Origin of the sequence: Shouchella tritolerans (assembly GCF_025770735.1) — a bacterium.
GTDB lineage: Bacteria > Bacillota > Bacilli > Bacillales > Bacillaceae_D > Shouchella > Shouchella tritolerans.
Window position 1 is genome coordinate 1 of record NZ_JAODPB010000018.1, and the last position, 7,111, is coordinate 7,111.

A 7,111-nucleotide genomic window follows, 5' to 3' on the forward strand; every position below is an offset into this window, starting at 1 on the left:
CTTTCGAGATAGCAAAGCTCGAATACTTGTATTCCCAAGTAGAGCGCGTTGCCTGGCGTATAGCGGGACATTTTAAAAAGCTATACAAATACCATGAGGGAATGGCTGAAATCGCCCAGGGGCAGGCTTACAAGGAAGAGCGGAGCGATGGGAAGAAGAATAGCACAGACGGGCAATACTTATCCAGGATTGCTAAAGGCGAGCAGCTAACGCAAGCCGCTGAGTATGAGGGAGAGTTTCTCACTTGGCGGGGCGTGGCTGGGACGTATGAAAGGGCGGCTAATAGCTTAAAAGACATGCTCAAAGCCATTACGGCTGAGGGCGGTCAATCCAGAACGGCATAGGGGGTATGTGGCATGGTGTTGCTGTATTTTTGCGATAAGTGTGGGTGTCCAATCGATCTAACGAGATTAAAAGCATATATAGCAACGCGGCCGCATTTTTATTGCGCTAATTGTCATGCGGCCAACGAGTCAACGAAGTGGCTGAGGAAGCAACTGGAAAAGAAGACAATATAGGGGGAGAGAAATTGAACAGAAACGACATCGAACAGGCGCTACGTGACTACCACTGGATGCCGAAAGAGGTTGACCGCATCCAATCAACTTTAAACGAAGTGGATACGTCTGTAACGGCGGCGTATGGCGTTGAAGCTTCCCTACCAAAGCCCAAAGGGCAAACGAGCGATAAAGTAGGCAACGAGGTCGTACGGCGCGATAAACAGCATAGATACTTAATCAAAATCAAAGGCAAAATACGGGCAGTCGAACAAATGATTGACCATATCAAGGATGATCGGGATAAAGCGGTGCTATTTTGCTTGTTGGATGGCATGTCACAAACACAAATCAGCCTGCACTTAGGATTATCAGAATCCAAAGTCAGCAAGATCAAGAATAACTTGGTTGAGCAGATTTATGCAGGATTGAAAGGAATGAAAGAAAATACAGGAATGAAAGAAAGTACAGGAAATACAGGAATGAAAGAAAAATGCACTCAGAAGAAAAAGGTTGTATGCTGATAGCAGAGGGATAATACCCAATACGTTATAATTAACGGCAGGCCGCATCGAGCTTCGCGCTCCTTTATGCGGCAGCACTCAAAAGAGTGTTAACTCCCGTTACGGCACTGGGCGAGGGGCAGGAGGCGACAACACCAAACGGCTTTTGTCCGCTTACGCGGCGTGAAAATTCCAAAAAGCGTGTATGAGCCATAAGGCCGTATGCGCTTTTTTATATGAGGGGAGATCGAACAATGATTGATTATAAACAAATTGCTAAAACAGCGCATGAAGTAAATAGGATGTATTGTCTATCAATTGGCGATAATAGTCAGCCTACTTGGGAAGATGCGCCGCAGTGGCAAAAAGATAGTGCGCTAAATGGAGTTTCCTTTCATATGGAAAACGACGTTACCCCAGAGCAGTCGCATGAGAACTGGCTACTAGAGAAGCAAAATGCTGGTTGGCGTTATGGGCCTGTAAAAGACCCGGAGAAAAAAGAACATCCTTGTTTTGTTGCATATAACGATTTGCCCAAAGAACAGCGTGTGAAAGACTACTTGTTTAAAGCGGTAGTTGACTCATTTAAATAAGGTGTCAAACATGAAGAAAGTAAGCGTAAAAGAATGCAAAACGTGCATCTGGCTTAAACGGGTAAACGAGCAAAAAGCCACATGCCCGTTTGCTGGCTGTTTAAAGGGAGTCGGTAAAGCTGGACGCCCCTAAAATTTTCTATTTTTGTGTAGAAAGTTGCAGGATACTAGCCGTCTCTGTCGAATTAGAGGGGCGGAGGTGGCTAAGATGCCTAATAAAATGTTTGCAGAATTGCAGTCGACATCAATTAGAGGCGCGAACAGATTAAGTGCCCATTATTTAACTGGAGAATTGACCAAAGACGAAGCAAGGGAAATAATACCGGAACTGTTGTCCAACGTAAGAGGTAATAACGATGTTGTTAATATGTATCTGAGCTTTGATTCAAATGACAAAAAGTTTAACAATACTTATTGCAGGGTTCAATGGTCGGCAGAAGGCGCCTTGCACGTGCCTCCTATCAAAGAGGACGAAATAATTGACGGTGAAATCTACGTAAAATGGATAAATGAACACGCAACACTTAGAGAGATATTAGAAAAAGAAGAAGAATAACACCTGAAAAGAGAGTTGCCCACAGGGTGGTTCTCTTTTTGTGTGTATTGCGAAGGAGAGTACTTATGAACCTAGATGATAAGAGACGAGAGAAGAACGGGGGATACTCCAAAAAGAGTCTAGTGGAACAATTTCTTAGTGAACAAGAAGACATCGAAGAATTTTCGATTGTCTGCACATATAAAAACGGAGAAGTAGGGGTCTACCATTCAACAGAGGACAAGATACAGCAAGTGGGCATGATGGAAGTGGGGAAAGGCATGTCTATCCTGGATAGATTTGAATAAAATGTCTAAAGTGCATAGCTTGAAGCCATGGGAGGTAGTAGAATTCTCCTGGGGAACGGCTGTAAGGAAAAGAAACGGTGACTGGACGCATGTATTCATAGGCGATCAGGAGCTGGATGTAACGGGAATGAATGTTCGTCTGCATGGCAACGGCATAGAATTTTTCTAATGAGGTGGTTAAGTGGCGAAGAAACAAAAGATACCCGACCTAAATGTAATCATCGAGCTAGAAGCGGAACGTATGAAACAAGATAGGGACTTCGCGCAGTGGCTTCATAGCATGCTGCCGAAGATCAAGAACAAGACCATTACCGACGCTGAGAGCGTAGCGGTAACACAGGCGCTTGAAGCTAGATATTTAAAATACCATGCAAAGTAGTCCGAGGGGGCTGCTTTTTTGTTTTGAATACATTTCTTAAGGGGGATTACCAATGAAAATGAGTAATTGGAGCAGGAAACCTGATACAACAGGAAAAGCGGTCGTTGGCACTTCGTGCGTTGATTATGCTGGTCCAGTCGGAACAAGGATTCCAGACGAGAAAAACAATGGTGTAGCGGTTCTGTCTTATGCAGCAGGGCGCCCTATTGATGTAAGAGTGGAGACGTTCCAAGACGGGGATAAAAAAAGAATCCGAATAGAAGCGCGTAAGTCTGATAATCCAGATGACGTAAAGCCCGTGGTTCTTTCACCTGATGAATATTCATTTTATAAGCGGATAGAAAGTCAAATCGTATATAAGCTCGAAACGGCTCGTAAAGAAGGGGCTAGTGTCGGCTTAATAAGCGAACCAATTTAAATACAAATCCAACCCAACTGGTAAGGGGATGATAAGGGGATGACGTAATGAAGCTAACCGAGAAACAAAAGAGGTTTGCCGATTACTATATAGAGACAGCCAATGCGACAGAGGCGGCGAGAAGAGCGGGGTATAGTAAAAAGACGGCCAGGGCGATAGGGCAAGAAAACCTAACGAAACCTGACATCCGTGCTTATATCGACGAACGAATCGCCGAGAAGGATGCGGAGCGAATTGCCAAACAGGACGAAATTCTGGCTTATCTCACGGCGGTGATGAGGGGCGAACACAAGGAGGAAGTCTTGCGAGGCATCGGAGAAGGTGCCCAAAAAATAGATGAAATGGACGTGGCCGCAAGTCAACGCATCCGCGCTGCTGAATTATTAGGTAAACGGTACGCGATGTGGACGGAAAAGCAAGAGGTGGACGTTAACGGTGCTGTCACCTTTGTAGATGACATTGGGGATGACGAAAGTGGCGGTTAAAAAGCTTTCTGAGCTATTCCCCCCTGCGTTTCATCCTCTGTGGAGGGCTGCCGTTGACCCTAGCATACTAAATGTCGTCGCAAAAGGCGGACGCGGTAGCGGTAAGTCATCGTCAATCGCTCATGCTGTTGTGCAGTTGCTTATGAGGTACCCAATCAACGGTGTTGGCATTCGTAAAATAGACAACACCATAGAGCTTTCGGTATTCGAGCAAATAAAATGGGCTATAGACGTACAGGGTGTATCGCACTTATTTAAGATTAATAAATCGCCCATGCGAATCACGTACAAACCGCGTGGGAATTATATGGTTTTCCGTGGTGCCGCGGAGCCGGAAAGGATTAAATCACTTAAATCAGCTAACTTCCCCTTTGCTTTTGCGTGGATTGAAGAACTGGCAGAGTTTAAAACAGAAGATGAAGTCACGACCATTACCAACTCCTTGTTACGGGGAGAACTGGATAATGGTCTTTTTTATAAATTCTTTTACAGTTACAACCCGCCAAAAAGAAAGCAAAGCTGGGTGAATAAGAAGTATGAGTCTTCTTTTCAGCCTGCCAACACGCTTGTTCATCACTCGACATACTTAGATAACCCGTTTATCTCGAAGCAGTTCATCGAAGAGGCAGAGGCGACTAAGGAGCGAAACGAGAAGCGTTACAGGTGGGAATATCTTGGGGAAGCAATCGGTTCTGGCATCGTGCCGTTTGATAACCTTACGGTTAAGCCTGGCGTTATAACCGATGAAATGGTTGCGCAATTCGACAACATACGACAAGGGCAGGACTACGGATATGGGCCAGACCCTTATGCATTTGTTCGCTGGCACTACGACAAGAAGAAAAACGGCATTTATGCGATAGATGAACTATATGGGCAGAAGATTAGTAACAGGGAAGCATCGAAGTGGATTAAGAAAAAAGGCTATGACCGCCAAGAGATCATAACAGACTCGTCAGAACCAAAGTCCATAGATGAGCAAAAGAGCCAACACGGAATACGGCGCATTCGAGGGGCTAAAAAAGGTCCTGATTCCGTCGAATACGGCGAAGAATGGCTCGATGATCTGGATTTTATCATTATCGACCCATGTCGTACGCCGAATATTGCTAGAGAGTTTGAAAACATTGATTACCAGACGGACAAGGACGGAAACCCTTTGCCGCGTCTGGAAGATAAGGACAACCACACGATAGACGCAACACGTTACGCATTTGAGGGTGACATGAAAGCTAGGAAAGGTGGCATTAGCTCTGCTAGAGCCTGGTAGGAGGTGACATATGAGCATACCAAAGTGGGATAAGTTTGATAAGAAAGTAATTGAGGCGTATCACGGCCAAATTGATAAATACCGAAAGCTATACGAGGGCGAACACGTTGACCTTTTCCCCCGTGCTCAACGACTGATACAGGAAGGGGAGATTACCGACGCGATTAAGGACGGCAACTATGTAGCGCAACAGGTGCAGACGCCTTATCTCGTCGCAAACGTAAGTAAGCTTATACCTGAGATACCCGCGGTATTCGTATCGCGCTCACTCGGCAAGGTGACAACATCCTTTATGCGCAATCCTGACGCATTAAACGAGGTCAGCAGCGATACGGACGACATGATAGAGGGGACAAAGGACGACTCCTTTAATGCTGAGATTATTGATCTGCAACAAGAACTAATCGAGCAGATCGAGAAAAACAGCAACTTGCGCATGGAGCACATGCCGAACATCGTCCAGCAGCAAGTAGACGGCGGTCTGGTTGGATGCGTATGGCTGGATGAGCGTGGGCCGCGGATTGAGTTTAAGCAACGTGACGTCTATTACCCGCATGATGATGGGCTAGGCGTTGATCTAGTATATGACCGCAAGATAGAGGATGAAAGGTATTTGCACGTCTATAGAGAGCGTGTTGAGAAAGAGGGCTTAGTCACCGAGAACATCCTCATGAAAGGCTCGGACGGCGGCGATACGTTTGAACCCATAGACGAAGCAAAAGCAAAAGAGCTACTAGGGCTAAAGGAGCTAAAGAAGACTTTCAAGGGCAGGAAACGCCCGTTTATTGTCTATTGGCCGAACGAAAAAACATTCATGAACCCTCTCGGTCGTAGCTGCTTAAAGGGAGTAGAGGGAAAGCAGGACGAAATCAACTGGACGCTTACAAGGGCGTCGTTGATTTATGAGCGTAACGGAAAGCCGCGTATCGCTGTCAGTAACGAGGTATTCCAGCGCTTAACTGATCTAGCCATTGAGCGTTACGGGGAGAACAACCCGGAACAGAAGATCGACCACAGGGATTTGGAAATCACCACATTTGACGAAAACGGCAAGGCGATTGAAGTCATCCAAATAGACACCAGCAAAATCGGCGACATCCAAACCGTGCGCCACCTTATGCAACAAGTGCTGGCAGAGACGCGTACCAGCTCCAAGGCGATTGACTACTACCTGGGCGAAACAACAGGAACCGCCACCGCGCAGAGCGGCACAGCGAAGTTTTACGACTTAATGACGTCGATTATCAAGGCGGAGCAGATGCAAGGAGAGTACATCTATTTTCTGCAACAGCTTTTCGAAAACGTCTTGTGGCTTATTGCTCAAGATGATGACTCGGTGAAGATCGAGGAACCGGATATAGCTGTTCGTTCCATGATACCGATTGCCCGCAAGGATTTGATAGAAGAAAACATGTCAGCGTACAGAGAAGGCGCTCAGAGCCTTGAAACCACTGTCCGCAACATTAACCCTCTAGCGTCAGAAGAATGGATACAGCAAGAGCTGGAGCGCTTAGAAATGGAGTCAACAACAACAAACTCAATAGGCGGCGGCTCACTATCGAATTACCTGGATAACCGAGATCAGCCGTTAACCGGAGGCGAAGAGAATGACTCGAATGGAATTACTTGACGTTACCATTACAGAAGACCCAGAAACGCAGGAAGTGGATGTATGCATTAATGTTCGAATTTCAGGGGATAACGATATTTCAATGCGCGATGCAGTTGAATTCCGAAGACGAGTGGTTGATATGATCGCTGATTACAACCATATTCAAAGTCGTGCGCTAAGAGGTCAGAAGGAGGGTTAAAAGATGAATAGGTACACAATGATGGGGTTTATTATGTATTTCACACAAGGTACCGATGTCACCGTCGATCAAATCGAAGCTGTCATAGAAGCATATGAGAAATACAAGAAAGAGTTTGAACAAGAAGAAAGGGAACATACATGGCACTTTGATGAAATTGGTGAAATTAAAGCCGAGATTGACCATTCTTACACTGTGAAAAAAGATAATACATTGATCGAATTAAGACCGAATGACATCGCTAAGTTTGTAGCCGAAAATATCGATAACATACGCGAACGTGTCGCCAGGAGCCGATAATGAACATCGACC

At 45.6% G+C, this 7,111-nt stretch carries 13 protein-coding genes; all 13 read left to right on the forward strand.

All coding sequences use genetic code 11. The annotated features are described in order from the left end of the window. A partial coding sequence (locus tag N6H06_RS22795) for a hypothetical protein (protein ID WP_263708054.1) occupies window positions 1-344 on the forward strand: 344 nt, incomplete at its 5' end. Window positions 345-481: 137 nt separating this feature from the next. After that, a complete protein-coding gene (locus tag N6H06_RS22800) occupies window positions 482-1,021 on the forward strand; it encodes a DNA-binding response regulator (protein WP_263708055.1) in 540 nt (179 codons plus the stop codon). 233 nt (window positions 1,022-1,254) lie between these two features. Beyond that, window positions 1,255-1,593: a RyR domain-containing protein gene (locus N6H06_RS22805; RefSeq protein WP_263708056.1), complete on the forward strand. Its 339-nt coding sequence runs from the start codon at window positions 1,255-1,257 to the stop codon at window positions 1,591-1,593. A gap of 10 nt (window positions 1,594-1,603) precedes the next feature. Beyond that, window positions 1,604-1,726 carry a hypothetical protein gene (locus tag N6H06_RS22810; RefSeq protein ID WP_263708057.1) on the forward strand — a complete coding sequence of 41 codons (123 nt, stop codon included), beginning with the start codon at window positions 1,604-1,606 and terminating at the stop codon, window positions 1,724-1,726. A 75-nt stretch (window positions 1,727-1,801) separates the two neighbouring features. Beyond that, on the forward strand, window positions 1,802-2,149 hold the full coding sequence (locus N6H06_RS22815; RefSeq protein ID WP_263708058.1) for a hypothetical protein: 348 nt from the start codon (window positions 1,802-1,804) through the stop codon (window positions 2,147-2,149). A gap of 65 nt (window positions 2,150-2,214) precedes the next feature. Next, complete coding sequence (locus N6H06_RS22820) at window positions 2,215-2,436, forward strand: hypothetical protein (RefSeq protein WP_041823948.1); 222 nt, start codon at window positions 2,215-2,217, stop codon at window positions 2,434-2,436. A gap of 181 nt (window positions 2,437-2,617) precedes the next feature. Further along, a complete protein-coding gene (locus N6H06_RS22825; RefSeq protein ID WP_041823946.1) occupies window positions 2,618-2,815 on the forward strand; it encodes a hypothetical protein in 198 nt (65 codons plus the stop codon). 52 nt (window positions 2,816-2,867) lie between these two features. After that, window positions 2,868-3,233 (forward strand): hypothetical protein, encoded by a 366-nt coding sequence (locus N6H06_RS22830; protein ID WP_263708047.1) that lies wholly within the window; start codon window positions 2,868-2,870, stop codon window positions 3,231-3,233. Between the two features lie 47 nt (window positions 3,234-3,280). After that, window positions 3,281-3,718 (forward strand): terminase small subunit, encoded by a 438-nt coding sequence (locus N6H06_RS22835; protein WP_263708059.1) that lies wholly within the window; start codon window positions 3,281-3,283, stop codon window positions 3,716-3,718. Then, the gene (locus tag N6H06_RS22840) at window positions 3,699-4,988 is read left to right on the forward strand and encodes a PBSX family phage terminase large subunit (protein WP_263708060.1); all 1,290 of its coding nucleotides are present in this window, start codon (window positions 3,699-3,701) and stop codon (window positions 4,986-4,988) included. The genes N6H06_RS22835 and N6H06_RS22840 overlap by 20 nt, the downstream gene beginning before the upstream one ends. A 10-nt stretch (window positions 4,989-4,998) precedes the next feature. Next, the gene (locus N6H06_RS22845) at window positions 4,999-6,618 is read left to right on the forward strand and encodes a hypothetical protein (protein ID WP_263708061.1); all 1,620 of its coding nucleotides are present in this window, start codon (window positions 4,999-5,001) and stop codon (window positions 6,616-6,618) included. Next, a complete protein-coding gene (locus N6H06_RS22850; protein WP_263708062.1) occupies window positions 6,596-6,799 on the forward strand; it encodes a hypothetical protein in 204 nt (67 codons plus the stop codon). The genes N6H06_RS22845 and N6H06_RS22850 overlap by 23 nt, the downstream gene beginning before the upstream one ends. Before the next feature lie 3 nt (window positions 6,800-6,802). Further along, window positions 6,803-7,099, forward strand: a complete 297-nt coding sequence (locus tag N6H06_RS22855; RefSeq protein ID WP_263708063.1) for a hypothetical protein — start codon at window positions 6,803-6,805, stop codon at window positions 7,097-7,099. Window positions 7,100-7,111: the final 12 nt, after the last annotated feature.

Coding starts and splice junctions, on each gene's coding strand:
- N6H06_RS22805 (WP_263708056.1), top strand. CDS start 1,255: ATGATTGATTATAAACAAATTGCTAAAACAGCGCATGAAGTAAATAGG.
- N6H06_RS22820 (WP_041823948.1), top strand. CDS start 2,215: ATGAACCTAGATGATAAGAGACGAGAGAAGAACGGGGGATACTCCAAA.
- N6H06_RS22840 (WP_263708060.1), top strand. CDS start 3,699: ATGACGAAAGTGGCGGTTAAAAAGCTTTCTGAGCTATTCCCCCCTGCG.
- N6H06_RS22835 (WP_263708059.1), top strand. CDS start 3,281: ATGAAGCTAACCGAGAAACAAAAGAGGTTTGCCGATTACTATATAGAG.
- N6H06_RS22815 (WP_263708058.1), top strand. CDS start 1,802: ATGCCTAATAAAATGTTTGCAGAATTGCAGTCGACATCAATTAGAGGC.
- N6H06_RS22855 (WP_263708063.1), top strand. CDS start 6,803: ATGAATAGGTACACAATGATGGGGTTTATTATGTATTTCACACAAGGT.
- N6H06_RS22810 (WP_263708057.1), top strand. CDS start 1,604: ATGAAGAAAGTAAGCGTAAAAGAATGCAAAACGTGCATCTGGCTTAAA.
- N6H06_RS22845 (WP_263708061.1), top strand. CDS start 4,999: ATGAGCATACCAAAGTGGGATAAGTTTGATAAGAAAGTAATTGAGGCG.
- N6H06_RS22830 (WP_263708047.1), top strand. CDS start 2,868: ATGAAAATGAGTAATTGGAGCAGGAAACCTGATACAACAGGAAAAGCG.
- N6H06_RS22850 (WP_263708062.1), top strand. CDS start 6,596: ATGACTCGAATGGAATTACTTGACGTTACCATTACAGAAGACCCAGAA.